A 19118-nucleotide genomic window follows, 5' to 3' on the forward strand; every position below is an offset into this window, starting at 1 on the left:
AAAGTTGATCTTTTTGAGCTTTTTTGCTTTTTATTATTTTTAATTATCATTGTCATCCAGTAAATGACCAAAATAATCTTTCTTTGTCTGTAAATATCCTTTGCTTATTTCATTAGCCGGAATTTGCAGCGGAACTCTTGAATTAAGATGTACATTACTTTCTGTAACATACTTTACCTTTTCAGGATTGTTGGTTAAAAGATTAATGTCTTTTACGTCCAAAAGGTTTAGAATTTCAATAGCTACTCCAAAGTTTCTGTCATCTGCAGGAAGTCCCAATTTTAAATTGGCTTCTACAGTATCAAATCCTTTTTCCTGTAATGAATACGCCTTCAATTTATTTATTATCCCGATATTTCGCCCTTCCTGACGAAGATAGATGATAATCCCTCCATTTTCATGGATATATTTCATAGCAGCGTCTAATTGCTGCCCACATTCACATTTTTTTGAATGGAAAACTTCTCCGGTAATACATTCTGAATGGAAGCGTACATTTACAGGTTTAGAAAAATCTGTATTTTCGGCGATAATTGCCATGTGCGGCATCCAGTCAGTTTCGTCTTCGGAAAAAGCAATCATTCGGAAAGTGCCATGTTCCGTAGGAACGTTAGCCTCCGCCTGAATTTTAATCATTAATTAGCCTAAATTAGTTTTTAATTTCCCTTTAAAGAATCTTCAATAACATTGATATTGGTTTTTAATCTCACCAAATATCTATTAAGAACCTCATCGTCATCTTTGTTAAGACGCTGTCTTATTTTTTGAATCTTTTTATAAGATTTTTCGAAACTTTTAATTGCTCTGTTTTTTCCTGAAACGTTTCCGGCATCGATTGCATAAAGATAATTTTGCAGGCTATATTTTAAGCCTGTTACTTCTTCGTTTACGTCGCCATTTTTAAATTTGGGAAAAGTAGAGATCAGATTAGAAATCTCAGAAGCATTTACATTTTCTTTAATATTGATATTAATGCTTTTCTTGCCGCTGTTGGAGTCTCCTTTAGATTCACTATAAAAGCTGTTCGACAACGGAGAAAAATTTGGTTTTTCCGATGCACAAGAATAACTGAGTATTAATAATATTCCGAGAAAAAGTATTCGTTTCATTTTTGCCCCTTTTGATAAAGGATTGGGTTAAGACTTTCATCGTTATACATTTTCATTTGTTTGTATACCTTCATCTTAACGTCACCGTTCTCAATATCAGTAAGCAACTGATTAATAGAAGTTGATAGATCTTCTTTTTGCATTAAAAGTACATCGAGCTTTGCCTGGCAATTGGCACGATGTTCTTCTGAAGCAGATTCTCTATTTGCTTCTAATGACATGTGATAAACCTTTAATGCAAGTATCGATAATCTGTCAACAGCCCATGCAGGCGTTTCCGTATTAATCTTTGCTTCAGATTTAGGAGTACTATTTTTATATTTTTCCAGAAACCAACTGTCTATAAATTCCACCAAATCAGTTCTTTTCTGATTAGAGGCATCAATGGTTCTCTTTAATGCAAGAGCTTCAGTAGGATCTATGTTCTCATCTCTAATAATATCTTCCAAATGCCATTGAACGGTATCAATCCAGTTCTTTGCATACAAAATTCGTTCCAAACTGTCTTTTTCGAACGGGTTATTAATTAGAGTATTAACGTCATCAGACACGTGATAATCTTCAATACTTTGATTGAAGACTTTCCATGCAGTCTCAGTAAAATTCATCGGGTAAAAAGAATTTTTTTAGTTGCTAGTAGGATTGTTATTGTTCGTTGAAGAATTTTTATTCTCAGCGCCAGGTTTGTCTTCCTCCTTTACTGCATCTTTGAATTCTTTAATCCCAGACCCCACACCTCTCATTAATTCCGGAATTTTTTTACCTCCGAAAAGTAATACAAGAAGTATTGCCACGATTAAGATATGTTGCCAAGATAAGGCAAGTATTGTTAATGTATTCATTGCTGATTTTTTTGCAAAGTTAAACCTTTTTTTAATAAGAAACCCAACCTAATGGATCAACTGGCGTAGTTCCGTTCCATACCTGGAAATCAAGGGTATATGATCCGTCGAAATCCTGACCAATCACCCCAACCGGAGTACCTGCCGATACCTGCTGACCTTTAGAAACGCTTACACTTCCCAAGTTGGAATAGATGGTAAAATAGTTACCATGTTTTAGCATAACCGTTTTGGTTCCGTCGCTGTTGGCTAATACAGATGATACTGTTCCCGGGAATACAGACTTTGCACGTGTACCTGAAGGCACTGATATTTTTATACCGTTATTTTCTTCGTAGATATTTTTAAATACAGGGTGTGGCTGTCTTCCGAAACGGTGGGTAATTTGCCCTACTTTATCTGCCGGATAGCCCAATCTTCCTCTTGCATCTGCAAAGTTGCTTCCTGCTACTGTTGTAACTCCGTAGCTTGTCATTGCTTTTGTTTCTGCTACTTTTTTATCATCTTCTTTTTTCTTAGCCAATGCCGCTTCTGCTGCTCTTGCCGAAGCCAATTTATCCGCTGCTTCTTTAGCTCTTGCGTTAGCTTCATCAGATGCTTTTTTGGCGGCTACTTTTCTTGCTTCGTCTCTTGCAGTTGCTTCAGCTTTTTTTGCCTCTTCATTTCTTTTTCTTTCTTCTTCAGCTCTTTTCGCTGCTAGCTCGGTTGCTCTTTTCGCTTCTGCTTCTGCCAATAATCTTTCTTTTTCTAAAGCTTCCGCTCTTGCTTTTGCTTCTGCTTCAATTCTAGCTTTTTCTCTTTCAGCTGCGATTTTTGCTAAACGAATTTTTTCAGCTTCTGCCTTTTTTCTTGCTTCTTCTTCAGCTTTTGCAATTCTGATTTCTTCAGCAATGATGGATCTGATTTGTCCTTCCAAAGCTTTAGACTGAGTTTGCTTCTGCTTTAATTCTCCAGCTAATTTTGTTTCGTTTTTCTTGAATTCAGCGACCAATTGTTCTTTTTGAACTCTTTCAAAACTAATGGTTTTCAAATCTTTCTGTTGGTTTATCAAAAGATTTTCTTTCTCCTTCATTGAGTTTTGTCTCTGAGCAATGGTCTTCTTGATTTGAGCTGCTGCATTCGAAATTTCAGCCGCTTTTTTATCTTGATAATCAGAATATTGCTTTAGATATTGTACTCTTCTGATGGCTTCACCCATATTTTTAGCCGAAAGAATAAAGGTTACTTTATTTTGTACCCCTTTATTTTTATATGCTTTCACCAAAACGTCAGCGTAGTTCTTTCTCAGAACCGCTAATTCTTTATTTTGTTTGTTGATTTCAAGTTGTTTAAGATAAATATCGTCTTCGATAAATCTCTTTTCCTTTTGGGTATTATTGTATACCTTTTCTCTAAGCTGCAACTTCTTGTTTACATTGTCAAGATAGGCAACCGAAAGTTTAGATTCGCTTCTTGTTTTCGCTAAATCCGTATTTATTTGTGCAATTTGTTTTTTAAGATCAGCATTTTGTTTTTGTAATTGCTCTTTCCTGCCACTTTGTGCGTGGTTCAGTCCAAACAATAAAATACCTATTAAAAAGCTAAATTTTTTAATCATTTAATCTCAATTTTCTTGTAACTAGATGGTACAGAATAGGCTGTTTCCATCCTCGAAAAGTCAAATTTCGTATTTTCTAATAAGATTTGGCTCGATTTTGAACCTTTTATAATTATTTTAACATTTTTTGGAAGACGAATTTCATTAAAGACATCCCAGTTGCTGTAAGAAATTTCGAGCTCATCTGAGGAAAGTACATCTTTTAAATTCACATCCAGCAAATCATAATTTTCGTCATATTGAAGAGAAATTTTATACTCTCTTTTCTTTTCATCGGTTTCTATTTTTTGAGTTCCGTTGGAAACCATTTTGTACCCCTGAGCATTTTTAGTCAAAGTAAATTGTGAATCGCTGATTTTTACAAAAGTTCTTCCCATTAAAATTTTTTCTAGCGATTTATAATCAATGAAATTTACATTTAACAGTTTATTTAGATAATCAAAATCAGAATCAATATAAGATTTATTTGTTCTGTCGAAACCTTTTACGCCATCCGGTGTAGCAATTCCTCTTGCCACGTTGATGAATAACGCCTGAAGATTCATCCAAACCTTTTTATTATTTTCAATATAAATAGTAGCATCAAGCGTCGGAATAAAACTTCCCGTTTCAACATTTACTTTACTGTTGATTTTTATCTGATCGAATTTTGGCGGAATAAGAACGTTTTGGTAAAAAGTAAGTTTATCTCTTACCGGTTCGTTTGCATCTTTTGGATTGTTGTTATTGTTATTCACAACGGTGCTGTCGACAATGTTGCCATTTTTGTTTTTGGCAGCATTTCTGGTTTTACATGAAGATAAAACGAGCAATAACAATACTAAAGGTATCCAATTTTTCATGTGTTTTTTCTTTTCAATTGATAAAATAAGGTGCAATATTAACGCCAAACCACACAAAATGTTTTGTGTGGTCTGAATATATGGTAATTAAATGAAAATAATCAATTATTTAGATAAAAAATCCAAAACTGAATAATCACCTAATGAAATTTCCCTAGCAACACCGAAATACTGTGCAGAATTTCCGATCATAGAATTCGAAAGATTTCCGTGGTTGATCGTTGTATTTTCCTGAATCAAAGAATTTTCGATATTTGAGTTTACAACAACCGTGTTATTTCCCAAAGAAACACCAGGTCCAACTTTTGAGTTTGAAATCTTCACATTTTCACCAATAAAACAAGGCTGAATGATCAAAGAATTTTCAATAACAGCAGAAGCCGGGAAATGAGACATTTCCTCTGTTTCGTAAGCTAAAATTTTGCTGTTGGTTTCTACGGTTGCGTTTTTGTTTCCGCAATCCATCCAGTCATCTACTTTACCCAGAGAGAATTTTGCTCCTTTCTGACGAAGATTTTCTAATGCGGTTGTAAGCTGATATTCGCCTCCAACTTTAATATCATTATCCATGATAAAATTAATTTCAGACATCAGTTTTTCGCCTGAGTTGAAATAATAAATTCCAATAATCGCAAGGTCGGAAACAAAAGTCTGAGGTTTTTCTATAAAATCTGTAATGAAACCGTAATCATCTAATTTAACAACACCAAAAGCAGAAGGATCTTCTACTTTTTTCACCCAAATTACTCCGTCTGAATTAGTATCCAAAGTAAAATCTGCCTTAAAAAGAGTATCCGCAAAAGCTACAACAACATTTCCTGTCATCGATTGTTCTGCGCATTTTATAGCATGTGCTGTTCCCAAAGCTTCTTCCTGATGATAAATACTTCCTTTTGCTCCCAATCTTTCAGCAATTTGCAATAAAGATTTTTCAACTTCATCACCAAAATCTCCGATGATAAAAGCTACTTCTTCAATTTCTTCTCCTGCAACTTTAGCAATATCTTCAACTAATCTTTGTACAATTGGCTTTCCGGCAATGGGAATAAGAGGTTTTGGAACGGTTAATGTATGCGGACGTAATCTAGAACCACGTCCAGCCATAGGAACAATAATTTTCATAAATTATAAAAAAGAGTTTTTTATTAGTTAGTTTTAATATCTAGGTTAAAGATAATAATTAAAACCTTCGCTGTGGTATGATTAATATCTTTTTAAATATTTGTTTACATTCGAACAGCTTTGTTTAAGCAGCAAAACAAAGACCAAAGTTTAATTCTTTCGGATTCTTGATAAAATCATATCTTTTTCGGAATACACTAAAATTCCAACGAAAATTAAGAATAGTAAGTTACTTGTCAGGATATTATAGTTTAAGTATTTCACAATAATAAAACTAAAAACTCCTAACAATAATAAGAAGAAAGACATTTTCTTCATTCTATAAGGTATAGGATAATACTTTTGACCTAATACATAAGATACGATCATCATGATGACATACGCTCCGAAAGTTGCCCATGCAGAGCCGATCATGCTATGATAATATTTCAATGCCAGGAAGTTGAAAGCGATATTTATACCCGCTCCGATCCACGAAATTATAGTTCCCACGCTTGTTCTGTCCGTCACTTTATACCAAGTTGAAAAATTGTAATAAATTCCGAAGCAGAGATTAGCAACAATAATAATCGGAATAATATCTATGGCAATCCAATACGATTTATTTGGGATGAAAACGCCTTTCAACCATTCAATATTAGCAATAATTCCCAACGCTACGGCACAGGCGAAAAAAGCAAAATATTCTGCAACTTTAGCATAGGTATTTTTGGCATCGCCTTTATCCATTTGTTTGAAAAAGAAAGGTTCAATCCCCATTCTGTAAGCTGTCACGAATAATGTCATCAATACAGCTAGTTTGTAACAACCTCCATAAGCGCCGGCTTCTTCGTCAGAAATAAGTCCTCTCTGAATAGATTTGTCGAAATTTTCATTAACCATGAAAGCAAAACCCGCCAACATCAAAGGGAAAGAATATTTGATCATTCTTTTGAATAATGAAGTCACAAACTGAAACCTTACCTTTAATATTATAGGAAACAACAGTAAAAATCCTAAAGCACTTCCAGCTAAATTACTAAAGAATGGGAAATCTACATTTTGATCTAAGCCAAAGCTTTTTGAAACACTTTGAGGAATCCAAAAGAATAATGCTGCCGTAAAAATTGCCTGAAATGTAGACTGAACAATTCTTACTACAGAATATTTTATCGGTTTATTATGAAAACGAAGCCATGCAAATGGGATAACCAATAAATTGTCGAAAAATGCAATTAAAGCAAACCATCTAATGTATTCAGGATTGTCATGATAACCTGCATAATCGGCAATGGGTTGGTTGAATAAATAACATAATGCTAAGAAAATTGTAGACGTTGAAAACAGAAACCAAAACGAGGTATTAAAGGTTTTCTTTTCATTGTTTTCTTCGGCAGAAAATCTAAAATAGGCTGTTTCAAAACCGAAAGAAAGAATGATATTTACAAAAGAAATCCATGCATAAAGTTGAGTGAAAATCGCAAAACCTTCGTTGGGAATTTTATAAATCAAAAGTGGATTTAGGATGAATAAAATAATTCTTGGCGCTATTGCTCCAATCCCGTAGATAATTGTCTGTCCTAATAATTTCTTATACAAAATGTGAAATTTTTATGCAAATGTAAATATTTAGAAATTGATTTTTTATTGGTGACATAAAAATTCATTCATAAACCTTAATTTTGAAAAACTTTGTCAAAGTTCAAAACTTTGACAAAGTTGGCAGTTGAACAGGACTGTGGTTTAAGCATCCAATATTTAAAAAGTAAAAAATGAAGACCTTAATCAAAAACGTAAAAATCGTCAACGAAGGAAAGATCGTTGAAGGTGATATTTTAATTGAAAATGATTTAATTTCTAAAATAGATTCCCAGATTTCTGAAGAGGCAGATCAAATTATCAATGGTGAAGGAAAATACCTTTTGCCGGGAGTAATTGATGATCAAGTGCATTTTCGTGAGCCGGGTTTAACGCACAAAGGTGATATCGAAACCGAATCTCGCGCGGCAATTGCAGGCGGAACTACAAGTTTTATTGAACAGCCGAATACCGTTCCCAATGCAGTAACTCAGGAATTACTGGCGGATAAATATGATATTGCTGCTCAGAAATCTTTTGCCAATTACGGTTTTATGATGGGCGGAACGAATGATAATCTGGAAGAAGTCTTAAAAACAAATCCAAGAAATGTTCCCGGAATTAAATTATTCCTAGGTTCTTCCACAGGAAATATGTTGGTCGACAATCCTGAAACTTTAGAAAATATTTTCAGCAATACAAAAATGTTGATCACTGTTCACTGCGAAGATGAAGCAACCATTAAAGCCAATACTCAAAAATATATGGATGAATACGGTGAAGATATTCCCGTGAAATTTCATCATTTGATCCGAAGTGAGGAAGCTTGTTATAAATCTTCTTCAAAGGCAATTGAGCTGGCAAAGAAAACAGGAGCGAGACTTCACGTTTTTCATTTGTCAACTGCGAAGGAAACTGAACTTTTCAGAAATGATATTCCATTAAAAGATAAAAAAATCACGGCGGAAGTTTGTGTTCATCACTTGACTTTCACGAATGAAGATTACGAGACAAGAGGAGGATTAATAAAATGGAATCCTGCTGTAAAAACGCAAAAAGACAAAGACGGACTTTGGGAAGCGTTGTTGGACGACAGAATTGATGTGATTGCCACGGATCACGCGCCTCATACTTGGGAAGAGAAGCAAAATACCTATCTAAAATGTCCTTCCGGAGCACCTTTGGTACAACATTCTTTGGTGGTGATGCTGGAGAACTATAAAAACGGAAAAATTTCTTTAGAAAGAATTGTGGAAAAAATGGCTCATAATCCTGCTATTTTATTCAGAATTGAAAAAAGAGGTTTCATTAAAGAAGGCTATAAAGCAGACTTAGTTTTAGTTGATTTAAATGAAAACTGGACGGTTGAAAAAGAAAATATCCTTTACAAATGCGGTTGGAGTCCGTTGGAAGGTATGAATTTCCATTCTAAAGTTACCCATACTTTTGTTAATGGAAATCTGGTTTACGAAAACGGAAAAATAAATGAGCAGAAATTCGGGGAGCGTTTGCTTTTTGAAGTTCAGGAATAAATGACAATCGAATAATTATATCAATAGAGCGGGCTTTAGCCCGTTTTCTTAGTTTAAAACAAAAAATTGGCTTTAGCTAAAACCTATTTATTTCTCTCGCAGATTTTGTAGATGACGTAGATTTTTTACACAATCATCAGCTAAATCTGTTTGATCTGCGAGAGAAAATGATCTAACAATTAATTAAGCAATCACAATGCTTTCAATTCCTTTCTCAAGAGCAGTTTCCTGAAGATGCGGAAGTCCTAATCCTTCTGCACGAAAAACGCTCACATCTGTAATGCCGATGAAACCAAGCACGCTTTTTAGATACGGAACAACAAAATCATACGACTGATAATCGCCCTCTGAAAAAACAGAACCACTGGCCACGGCGATATAGGCTTTCTTGTTTTTCACTAAACCTTCAAAACCGTTTTCCGAATATTGAAAAGTCATGCCACCTCTTGCAATGTGATCGATGTAAGCTTTTAATGCTGAAGGAATTCCAAAATTATAAATCGGAACAGAAATAACAATGAAATCAGATGAGTGAAGTTGAGCAATCGCATCATCAGATCTTTTTACCGCTTCATTTTGTTCAGGAGTTCTGTTTTCTGCGGGAATAAACCACGAATCTACCTGCTCTTCGCCCAAATGAGGAAACGGAGTTTTCAGTAAATCTAAAGTGGTAATGGAATGATCAGGATATGCTTCCTGTAGTTTTTCTTCAACGGCAGTTCCTAATGATCTGCTTGCTGAACCTTTGGTTCTCGGACTTGAAATAATATGAAGGATATTTTTCATTTTTTTGATGATTAAAATTTCTTCAGCAAAATTATGTACATTTGCTTTTGAAAAGTTAGTAGTGAACTAAAGGTTAGTAGTAACCTTTTGGTTAGTTGTTAAAATTAAATGATATGCAAAATCCACTCAATACTATTATTGAAACTCCTGAAATGCCTTGTAGAGCAAATTGTAGCGAAAATCTTTCTGCTGTGGAAGATGCTATTTACGTAATCGGAGGAAAATGGAAACTGAAAATTATTATCGTTCTACAGGAATTGGGAAACGTTCGTTTTAATGAATTACAGAGAATGATAACAGGAATTTCGGCAAAAGTTTTATCTAATGAATTGAAAGATTTAGAAATCAACGGCTTTGTGAAAAGAGTAGTGCATGCCGAGCAAACACCGGTTGTGGTAGAATATATTTCAACAGATTACAGCCGAACGCTGAAACCTGTGATCATGTCGCTTTCCGAATGGGGCAAAAGTCATAAAAGGAATATAAGAGAGGATGTTTTTTAGATTTTAAAGTTAAATATTGAGATCAATAGGAACGATTTTAAACAATTCAAATCGGCTTTAGCCAAAACTTAATAAAAAACAAAAAACGACTGCAATTTACAGTCGTTTTTTTTACAGATTTTACAGATTTTCACAGATGATTATGTTTAAAAAAATCCGCGTCATCTGCAAAATCTGCGAGAAAATTATAATAGATTCTTCACACGCTTTAGCTCCGTTTAAAATGATAATTCCACTTTAATTAAAATTTGTGAAACTAGTGCAAAACATTCGTGTAATTAGTGTTTAAACAAAACTATTTTTTAGCTTTAGGACTCATATAAAAACTCAATTTTCCGCCATTCATAATATCAGAATGCTTCAGCGTAAAGTTTTTAATTTCCTTTCCATTCAAAAGAATTTTCTGAACATATACATTTTTCGGACTTTGATTAACTGATTCAATTTCAAATGTTTTTCCATTTTCCAGATTTAAAATGGCATGATCCACAGCTGGACTTCCAATTGCATAATCTTCCGAACCCGGAGCAACAGGATAGAAACCAAGAGAACTCAAAATATACCACGCACTCATTTGTCCCGTATCATCATTTCCGCCCAATCCATCAGGAGTTGCTTTATATTGCATTTCTAAAATATGACGAATTTGCGCCTGCGTTTTCCATGGTTGCCCTGCCCAATTGTAAAAATAAGCTACATGATGCGCTGGTTCATTTCCGTGAACATATCCTCCGATAATTCCTTCTCTTGTAATATCTTCGGTGTCTGCAAAAAACTCGTCTGGCAAATGCATGGTGAACAATTCATCTAACTTTGCAGCGAATTTTTTCTTTCCACCCATTAATGTAATTAATGCATTCGGGTTTTGAGGAACAAAGAAACTGTAATTCCACGAATTTCCTTCGATGAAGCCTTGTCCGTGAGTGCTTAAAGCATTAAAATCTTTCTTAAAACTTCCATCAGCCAAGCGAGGACGCATAAATCCACTCGATTTATCAAAATTATTTTTCCAATTTTCAGAACGTTTGATGAATTGATTATAAATTTCCGTTTCACCCAAATGTTTTGCCAACTGAGCAATTGCCCAGTCGTCATAAGCATATTCCAAGGTATTCGAAACCGAAGTTCCGTTTTTCTCAGCAGGAATATATCCTAAATCTATATATTGTCCGATTCCTTCATAGTCTCTTTTGTTGGCTGTTTCTACACAAGCTTTCAACGCTTCTTTAGCATCTCCGTCATAATTTCCTTTAATAATTGCATCTGCAACCACACTTACACTGTGATAGCCGCTCATACACCAGTTATCGTTCGCATAATGCGACCAGATCGGCAACATTTTCATGGAGAATTGATCATAATGAGCCATCATCGACTTCACCATATCACCGTTCCTCTTTGGTTGAATAATGTTAAAGAAAGGATGAAGGGCACGATACGTATCCCAAATCGAAAATGTTGTATAATTGGTAAAACCTTCCGCTTTGTGCGTATTTTGATCTAACCCTTTATATTCTCCATTCACATCTGTATAGGTTGTAGGATTGATAAAAGTATGATACATCGCTGTGTAAAAATTCGTTTTTTCTGTTTCCGAACCTTTAATGACGATTTTATTTAATTCTTTATTCCAATCCTCTTGAGCTTTTGCTTTTACCTGATCAAAGGATAAATTGCCAACTTCCTGATTCAGATTTTCCATTGCGTTGGCCTGGCTTACAGAAGAAATAGCTAATTTAACTTCAATGGCTTCATTTTCATTCGTATCAAAATCAAAGTACATTTTCAGGTTTTTTCCGGCGATTTCAGGGAAGTTTTTTGTCTGATCGAATTTTCTCCAGAATCCATTATAAACCTGTTTTCCATCATAGTTTTTCTGACCGTAAGATTTAAATGGCTTTGAAAATTTCATTGCGAAATAAACCGTTCTCGTTCTTGCCCAGCCATTCGTTTGTCTGTAACCTGTGATGGTATTTCCGTTTTCTACACGAACATAAGTCCATACATTTTTGCCGTCATAATTGTAAATTCCTGCCATCAGATCCAGAATAATATGCGCCTCATCAGATTTTGGGAAAGTGTATCTGTGAACGCCAACTCTTGTTGATGCCGTTAATTCAGCCAAAATATGGTGATCGTCCAGTTTTACTTTGTAATATCCGGCTTCAGCTTTTTCATTTTGATGTGAAAATCTGCTTCTGTAGCCACTTTCAGGATTTGTTGCGGTTCCCGGATTCAACTGTAATTTCCCGACAGTCGGCATCACAAGAAAATCTCCTAGATCAGAATGTCCCGTTCCGCTAAAGTGTGTGGAACTGAAACCTACGATCGTTTTATCTTCATATCGATAGCCAGCACAATATTTATAAACATCACCATTATATTTTCCGTTGAGTTCGTAGGAAATGGTATCTGTTTCCGGGCTGAGCTGTACCGCTCCAAAAGGAACTGTGGCTCCGGGATAGGTATGTCCCATTTTTTCCGTTCCGATCAACGGGTTGACATACTGATATAGTTTTTCGAATTGCTGAGCTTTAAGATTTAAACTAAAAAATAGAAGAAATAGTAAAACAGAAGTTCCTGACCGTTTCATATAGAATTATATTTTTTCGGAGCATAAAATTAAATAAAATTCAATGAATAATTATTTGCTGCATTATTTATCAGATTAATTTAGAGACAATCCATTCAATATTTATTATTTTTAAGAAAAAATAAAACGTATGAATCTTTATACACAACCGATGTTGCGTGAAGACGCTCTGAAAGATAAAGTAGCGATTGTTACAGGCGGCGGAAGCGGTCTGGGAAAAGCAATGACCAAATATTTCCTTCAATTAGGTGCAAAAGTGGTGATCACTTCCAGAAATTTAGAAAAATTACAGGGAACAGCGAAAGAGTTGGAAGATGAAACAGGCGGAAAAGTGCTTTGTGTAGCTTGTGACGTGAGAAACTGGGATGAAGTGGAAGCGATGAAAAAAGCCACTTTAAAGGAATTTGGTAGAATTGATATTTTATTGAATAACGCCGCTGGAAATTTTATTTCTCCCACCGAAAGGTTAACGCATTCTGCTTTTGATTCTATTCTAGATATTGTCTTAAAAGGAACAAAAAATTGTACCCTTTCTATCGGTAAACATTGGATAGATTCAAAAAAGCCGGGAACGGTTTTAAATATTGTAACAACTTATTCATGGACGGGCTCTGCGTATGTTGTTCCTTCCGCCTGTGCAAAAGCTGGTGTTTTAGCCATGACGAGATCGCTTGCCGTAGAATGGGCAAAATATGGAATTCGTTTTAATGCGATTGCCCCTGGACCTTTCCCTACAAAAGGCGCTTGGGACCGATTACTTCCTGGAGATTTGCAGGAAAAATTTGATATGAAGAAAAAAGTTCCGTTGAGAAGAGTAGGAGAGCATCAGGAATTGGCAAATCTTGCCGCCTATCTGGTTTCCGATTATTCTGCGTATATGAATGGTGAAGTCGTAACCATCGACGGCGGAGAATGGCTTCAGGGTGCAGGAGAATTCAATATGCTGGAAGATATTCCCCAGGAAATGTGGGATGCTCTGGAAGCAATGATTAAAGCGAAAAAATCAAACTGATTTTTTGGGATGGAAGATGGAAGTCTGAAGCTAGAAGTTTTGGAAAGTCTTTTTATTACGACTGACTATTAATTAATGTCAGTCATGAACTTACTTCTCCCATCCTCCAGCTTCCATCCAAAAAAATTAACATAATAATTACAATCACAAGGCTTCTCTCTTCGGGAGAAGTTTTATTTTTGTTGCTTTGTTAATTAAAAATAGATGATTATGAATTTCAGATTTTCAACTGTATTCTTACTGCTTTTTGCATTGGGTTTTTCGCAGGATCTTAAGGTGATGAGTTTTAATATCAGGCTTAATGTAGATTCGGACAAAGAAAATGCTTGGCCAAACAGAAAACAGGATGTTGCAGATTTATTAACGTATTATCACCCGGATTATTTCGGAGTTCAGGAAGCGCTTCCGGAGCAGATGAAAGATATTAAAAACGGGTTGAAGAACTACGATTATATTGGTGTTGGCAGAGATGATGGTAAAGAAAAAGGTGAATTTTCCGCTATTTTTTATGATACCAACAGGCTTCAGGTTGTAAACTCAGGAACATTCTGGCTTTCTGAAACTCCTGAGAAACCTTCAAAAGGTTGGGATGCCGCGTTGAACAGAATTTGTACCTACGCCGTTTTTAAAGATAAGAAATCTAAAAAAGAATTTATGGCGCTGAATCTGCATTTCGATCATATTGGTAATGTAGCGAGAGTAAAATCTTCTGAACTGATTTTAAAGAAGATCAAAGAAATCAATCCTAAAAATTTACCTGTGACCGTGAGTGGTGATTTTAATTTAACCGAAGATTCGGAGCCGATTAAAATTATGTCTCAAAATTTACAGGACAGTTTTTATCATTCAGAAACAAAGCATTACGGGCCAAAAGGAACGTTCACAGGTTTTGATGTGAATGAAGTTCCAAAAGAGAGAATAGATTATATTTTCGTAAAAGGTTTTAAAATAAAATCTCACAGACACATCAACGACAGAAGAGAAAATTTACTGTATCCGTCAGACCATTTTCCTGTTCTGACAGAGCTTTCTTTCTAAAATTTAATGAGTCGGAAAATCAATTTCAAATCCAATTCCTCGCAGGGATTGGATTTTTATTTGGTCGTCATGCTGAAAATATTTTCTCAGTCGGCTGATAAAAACGTCCAAACTTCTTCCGGTAAAATAATCGTTCGTTTCCCAAAGATTATCGAGAATATCATTTCTTTTTAACGCCTTTTTATTGTGTTTTAAAAAGTACAGCAACAAATCCTGTTCACGGATGGTTAACCGGATCTTTTCTTTTGGATGAATGAGCAGCAGTTTTTCTGTGTTTAAAGTATATTCACCGATTTTAATTTGTGTTTCAACCGTTGCCGGGGTTATTCTTTTCAGAATATTTTTAATCCTTAAAACCAATTCTTCAGGATCACAAGGTTTGGCAAGGTAATCGTCTGCCCCAATTTTTAAACCGGTCAGTCGATCGAGTTTTTGATTTTTAGCCGTTAAAAATAAAATCGGAAAGTCGGGTTTTTCTTTTAAAATCATTTTAGCCAAAGAAAATCCATCCAAATTGGGCATCATAATATCTAAAATACCAATATGAAAGTAAAATTCCGTCGTCAAAAGTGGAATGATTTCCATCGGATCCTGAAACCAGGTCACCTCAAAATCTTCCAGTTCCAGATACTGTTTAAGGATCATTCCAAAATCAGAATCGTCTTCTGCCAAAAGGATTTTAGTTTTCATAAGTAAGAATGATTTTAAAAGTGGTGCCTTCGTTTACCATGCTTGAAACGTCTATTTTTCCGTGATAACTGTCGATTATATTTTTTACAAAATACAATCCGAGCCCCAGACCTTTGCTATTGTGAATATTATTTGATTGTATTCTATAAAACTTCTCGAAAATATTTTTCAGTTCTTTTTTCTCGATTCCATTTCCATTGTCGATTACTTTTATTTCCAGAATGTTTTTAGAATTATTTATCTCAATTTTCACTTCCGAAGCTCCATATTTTACACTGTTTTCACAAAGATTTTTGAGAACAGTTTCCATTAAATTTTTATCAAAAGGAATTTCCTGATCGACCGAATTTTTCATATCAAATAAAATATCAGGATAGGTAAAGGCGAGATCTTTAATGAAAAAATTCCAGTCCTGAGGTTGAATTTTCGTCAGTTTTTCTCCAGATTCGTCTTTGTGAAGCTGAAACATCAGACTTTCCAGACGGTTAATTTGCCGGTCAACCAAATGAAGCGTTTCCGGATTATAGTTTTTTTTTAATGTTTTTGAAGCAATTTTTAAAGTGGCAATCGGTGTTTTGAATTCATGGGAAATGTTATCCACAACCGTGTGCAAAACTTCCACCTGCTTTTGCTGTCGGATTAAATTTTTAACCGTAAAAATATAAAGCATTAATACCGAAAACAGAATGGCAATGCAGCTCAGAAAAAGAAAAGTAAGCTCTTTGAAAACAAGACTTTTAATATTTAAAATTTCAAAGTCGGTGCGGCTTTTTATAAGAAAACTGTTGTCTCTTTCAAGTTTTCCGTTGTTATCGTTCGTGGATTTTGAACTGGTTTCCCATCTTCCGGTGTTGGTTATTCCGGGTTTTACCAGCTGATTTCGTGTTTCAAATATCGTAATCGGGCTTTCCAGAAGCTGAACTTTGGTAGGAAGCGAAACAATGGATAAGTATTGAATTCTTACCGCGACTTTATAACCTTCTTTTTTGAATAAATTATCCACATAATCACTGAAACTTTTCCGATTTGTCTTTTTGTTTTGATCAAAAAGATTTAAAAACTCTTTTTGTGTAATTTTTTTATCATTGTATTGAGCAAAAATGTTTTGGAGATCATCATCCGATGCTTTTTTCAACCCTTTTTTATCTTCCAGATCATCGGTATAGGTCGAAAGACGGTTGTTCATGTCTCTGTAAATTTCCCTTTCCTTCACCTGATAGGTTTTGTACATAAAATAGCCCTGAATTCCCAAAAGAATCAGGAACAGCGTGGTAAAAAGAACAATGAGATTTTTACTTTTCAACATCATAATGACAAATATAAAAATTTAGCCTTTCCCAAATAGACGTTAACCGATCATTAACCTTCCATTAACCGAAATTTTCCTCAACAAGTTAGAATTTTACATCATAAAATAAAGCTAACAATGAGGTATAAAATTCTTTTTTTCTTATGCTTTCCTATTTTTCTTTTTTCTCAGACAAAAAAAATCGAGGGAACGGTTTCGAATGATCACAATGAAAAACTTTCTTTGATTGCGATTGAAGTATATGATGCTCAAAATAAATTACTGAAGACAATATCGACTTCTGAAAACGGAAGTTTTATTTTGGAAGGAATTTCGGATCAATCTGTAAAGTTGGTCATTAAAGATTTGGAATATGCCAAATTTGAAAAAGAACTGAATCTTGAAAAGCAAAATCAGCCTTTAGCCATTATTTTGAAGAAAGATATTCAGGATATTCAGGAAGTTGTGATGACGAAGCAAAAACCTTTGGTGAAAAGGAAAATCGACCGCTTGGAATTTAACGTGGAAAATTCTAATATTTCTTCACTTAATGCCTGGGAAATTCTTAAAAAGACTCCCGGAGTTACCTCAAGCAATGATGTTTTGGCGATAAAAGGAAGTCAGAGTATTGTTGTAACGATTAATGATAAAAGAATTATGCTGACCGGTGATGAACTGAAAAACCTTTTGGAAAACACTCAAGGCGATGATCTGAAATCGGTAGAAGTAATTACCAATCCGCCTGCAAAATATGAAGCATCCGGAAGTGCCGTGCTGAACATTGTGATGAAAAAAAATAAAATAGAAGGCTATCGTGGCACGGTTTCTTCCAAATATGTTCAGACTCAATATGCAAAAGGGGTTGCCGGGATTTCTCAATATTATAAGAAAAACAAACTTTCGGTAATGGGAAGTTATTATTTCGGAACCGGAACCTATTACCGAGAAGGTACGGACTATGTAAATTATATTGAAGACAAGCAACGATGGGTAAGCACGATGAATCGTAAAGACAAAAATAAAAGCCAGAATACAGTCAACTTTAATATTGAATATGAGATCGACAGCCTTACGAATGCCAGCTTAAACTATTCCGGATATTTCAGTCCGAAGTCGTATGGAGTGTATGATGTTCCGACTTTAATTTATAATGATCAGAATGTAGCAGAGTCGAATTACAGAACAATCAACGATCATTTTTCGCGTTCCATTAATAATTCTTTGAGTTTTCAGATGGATAGAAAGCTTAATAAAAAAAGTAAACTGACCTGGACAAATTATTTTGCAGGAAACAATGTTCAGAAAGATCAAAATGTACTCACGCATCTTGATTTTGTGAATGATTTGCCTAAAGAAAATAACTTTTTAACGCATAATAAAAGTGACGTTCAGCTTTATTCCACGCAATTTGATTATCAATGGAAAAATGAAAAATGGGAATTGGAATCTGGGTCCAAATACAGTTTTGTAAATACCAACAGCCTGATGGATTTCTCAGATAATGAAAATGGTCAGCTGCAATACAGAGCCGATAAAAGCAATGTTTTTGATTATAAGGAACACAATTTTGCCCTTTATTCTTCATTGGCTTACAATCCCGGAAAGTGGAATTTTAAAGCAGGTTTGCGTGTCGAGAAAACAGATTTGGAAGGCGTCGTTTCCGAACCGTATGAAGTGAATAAAAATAAATACTGGAAATTGTTCCCAACATTATACGTTCAATATACAACAGAGGGGAATCATCAGTTTGGTTTGTCTTACGGGAAAAGAATCAGCCGACCATCTTATTCTTGGTTGAATCCTGCAAAGTCGTATTACAACTTGTTTTCCTATTTCCAGGGAGATCCTGCTCTGAAGGCGACGATTGTTCATAATCTCAATTTTACCTACACCTGGAAAGAGTGGAATATCGATTTTTATTATCGAAAAGAGATCAATCCGTCGATGGAGATCTCTTATCAGGAGCCCAGCAATAATAATCTGATTTATCATTTTACCAATATAGAAAAAGGACAGGCGTATGGATTGAGTGTGTATAAAAACTTTCAGATCAAACCTTGGTGGAGCCTTAGTGTATCTGAAAATCTTGAACATAATGAAAACTATTTTATAGGAGTTGATAACATTTTGTACAAAAATAAAGTATGGAATCTAGGCTCTGATATTTCAACAAGTTTCACTTTAGATAAAGCTTCGGATTGGAAGCTGGAAGTGGGGAATCGATATAATACACCTGCCATTCAGGGGACTTTCAGGATTTCGGGATCGTCTTCAACATATTTGGTGATGAATAAAAAATTCTTCAATAAAAAGCTTGAAGGAAGCCTCATGTTTAATGATATTTTTAAAACTTCCGGAGAGAAAATCAGTACGAAATATGCCAATCAGGACAATTATTTCTTAGATTACCGCGATACCCAAAGTTTTATTATTTCATTGAAATTTAATTTTGGTAATCAGTCGGTGAAAAATGCGAAGTCGATTAAAAAAGCAGATGAGCAGGGGAGGATGTAGTGTAATAAAGTGATTTTAATTTTTCCTATCTATATCCAATAAATGTATGTTGAATGGTTTTTAGGGTTCCGGGGCGACGGCGAAGCCGTCGCC

Annotated in this window: 17 protein-coding genes; 5 read left to right on the top strand and 12 right to left on the bottom strand. The window is 34.9% G+C overall.

Features of this window, described 5'->3' with window-relative positions; all coding sequences use genetic code 11:
• Nucleotides 1–39: 39 nt before the first annotated feature.
• The 8 genes from ribA to ABEG63_RS14400 all read right to left on the bottom strand — a co-directional run bounded on the left by ribA (nucleotide 40) and on the right by ABEG63_RS14400 (nucleotide 7090).
• Nucleotides 40–636: a GTP cyclohydrolase II gene (gene ribA / locus ABEG63_RS14365; RefSeq protein ID WP_312396610.1), complete on the bottom strand. Its 597-nt coding sequence runs from the start codon at nucleotides 634–636 to the stop codon at nucleotides 40–42.
• A 20-nt stretch (nucleotides 637–656) separates the two neighbouring features.
• On the bottom strand, nucleotides 657–1109 hold the full coding sequence (locus tag ABEG63_RS14370; RefSeq protein ID WP_267405865.1) for a hypothetical protein: 453 nt from the start codon (nucleotides 1107–1109) through the stop codon (nucleotides 657–659).
• A complete protein-coding gene (locus ABEG63_RS14375) occupies nucleotides 1106–1717 on the bottom strand; it encodes a DUF4254 domain-containing protein (protein WP_267405867.1) in 612 nt (203 codons plus the stop codon). The genes ABEG63_RS14370 and ABEG63_RS14375 overlap by 4 nt, the downstream gene beginning before the upstream one ends.
• Nucleotides 1718–1735: 18 nt before the next feature.
• The gene (locus ABEG63_RS14380) at nucleotides 1736–1951 is read right to left on the bottom strand and encodes a twin-arginine translocase TatA/TatE family subunit (RefSeq protein WP_267405869.1); all 216 of its coding nucleotides are present in this window, start codon (nucleotides 1949–1951) and stop codon (nucleotides 1736–1738) included.
• 31 nt (nucleotides 1952–1982) lie between these two features.
• Complete coding sequence (locus ABEG63_RS14385; RefSeq protein WP_346585700.1) at nucleotides 1983–3548, bottom strand: peptidoglycan DD-metalloendopeptidase family protein; 1566 nt, start codon at nucleotides 3546–3548, stop codon at nucleotides 1983–1985.
• Nucleotides 3545–4390, bottom strand: coding sequence for a DUF4292 domain-containing protein (locus tag ABEG63_RS14390; RefSeq protein WP_346585702.1), 846 nt, complete (start codon nucleotides 4388–4390; stop codon nucleotides 3545–3547). The genes ABEG63_RS14385 and ABEG63_RS14390 overlap by 4 nt, the downstream gene beginning before the upstream one ends.
• A 105-nt stretch (nucleotides 4391–4495) precedes the next feature.
• Nucleotides 4496–5512, bottom strand: coding sequence for a sugar phosphate nucleotidyltransferase (locus ABEG63_RS14395; protein WP_267405872.1), 1017 nt, complete (start codon nucleotides 5510–5512; stop codon nucleotides 4496–4498).
• A gap of 150 nt (nucleotides 5513–5662) precedes the next feature.
• Nucleotides 5663–7090: an oligosaccharide flippase family protein gene (locus ABEG63_RS14400; RefSeq protein ID WP_346585705.1), complete on the bottom strand. Its 1428-nt coding sequence runs from the start codon at nucleotides 7088–7090 to the stop codon at nucleotides 5663–5665.
• A 173-nt stretch (nucleotides 7091–7263) separates the two neighbouring features.
• Here ABEG63_RS14400 and ABEG63_RS14405 point away from each other — a divergent pair, with 173 nt between their 5' ends.
• On the top strand, nucleotides 7264–8601 hold the full coding sequence (locus ABEG63_RS14405) for a dihydroorotase (RefSeq protein ID WP_346585707.1): 1338 nt from the start codon (nucleotides 7264–7266) through the stop codon (nucleotides 8599–8601).
• Between the two features lie 183 nt (nucleotides 8602–8784).
• Here ABEG63_RS14405 and ABEG63_RS14410 read toward each other — a convergent pair whose 3' ends face one another.
• Nucleotides 8785–9387: an NAD(P)H-dependent oxidoreductase gene (locus ABEG63_RS14410; protein WP_346585709.1), complete on the bottom strand. Its 603-nt coding sequence runs from the start codon at nucleotides 9385–9387 to the stop codon at nucleotides 8785–8787.
• Nucleotides 9388–9500: 113 nt separating this feature from the next.
• Here ABEG63_RS14410 and ABEG63_RS14415 point away from each other — a divergent pair, with 113 nt between their 5' ends.
• On the top strand, nucleotides 9501–9890 hold the full coding sequence (locus tag ABEG63_RS14415; RefSeq protein WP_346585711.1) for a helix-turn-helix domain-containing protein: 390 nt from the start codon (nucleotides 9501–9503) through the stop codon (nucleotides 9888–9890).
• 295 nt (nucleotides 9891–10185) lie between these two features.
• Here ABEG63_RS14415 and ABEG63_RS14420 read toward each other — a convergent pair whose 3' ends face one another.
• Nucleotides 10186–12483: a GH92 family glycosyl hydrolase gene (locus ABEG63_RS14420; RefSeq protein WP_346585713.1), complete on the bottom strand. Its 2298-nt coding sequence runs from the start codon at nucleotides 12481–12483 to the stop codon at nucleotides 10186–10188.
• Nucleotides 12484–12613: 130 nt separating this feature from the next.
• Between ABEG63_RS14420 and ABEG63_RS14425 the strand changes: the two genes are divergently transcribed.
• The gene (locus ABEG63_RS14425) at nucleotides 12614–13495 is read left to right on the top strand and encodes an SDR family oxidoreductase (protein WP_346585715.1); all 882 of its coding nucleotides are present in this window, start codon (nucleotides 12614–12616) and stop codon (nucleotides 13493–13495) included.
• A 210-nt stretch (nucleotides 13496–13705) separates the two neighbouring features.
• The gene (locus tag ABEG63_RS14430; protein WP_267405879.1) at nucleotides 13706–14533 is read left to right on the top strand and encodes an endonuclease/exonuclease/phosphatase family protein; all 828 of its coding nucleotides are present in this window, start codon (nucleotides 13706–13708) and stop codon (nucleotides 14531–14533) included.
• A 3-nt stretch (nucleotides 14534–14536) separates the two neighbouring features.
• Here the strand turns inward: ABEG63_RS14430 and ABEG63_RS14435 are convergent, their stop codons facing one another.
• The gene (locus tag ABEG63_RS14435; RefSeq protein ID WP_346585718.1) at nucleotides 14537–15223 is read right to left on the bottom strand and encodes a response regulator transcription factor; all 687 of its coding nucleotides are present in this window, start codon (nucleotides 15221–15223) and stop codon (nucleotides 14537–14539) included.
• Nucleotides 15213–16532, bottom strand: coding sequence for a HAMP domain-containing sensor histidine kinase (locus ABEG63_RS14440; RefSeq protein WP_346585720.1), 1320 nt, complete (start codon nucleotides 16530–16532; stop codon nucleotides 15213–15215). The genes ABEG63_RS14435 and ABEG63_RS14440 overlap by 11 nt, the downstream gene beginning before the upstream one ends.
• A 117-nt stretch (nucleotides 16533–16649) precedes the next feature.
• Between ABEG63_RS14440 and ABEG63_RS14445 the strand changes: the two genes are divergently transcribed.
• Entirely contained in the window at nucleotides 16650–19025 is a 2376-nt protein-coding gene (locus ABEG63_RS14445; protein ID WP_346585722.1) for an outer membrane beta-barrel family protein, read from the top strand.
• The last annotated feature ends 93 nt before the right edge of the window (nucleotides 19026–19118 follow it).

The sequence above is a fragment of the Chryseobacterium sp. C39-AII1 genome (assembly GCF_039672645.1).
In the GTDB taxonomy this organism is placed as follows: Bacteria; Bacteroidota; Bacteroidia; order Flavobacteriales; family Weeksellaceae; genus Chryseobacterium.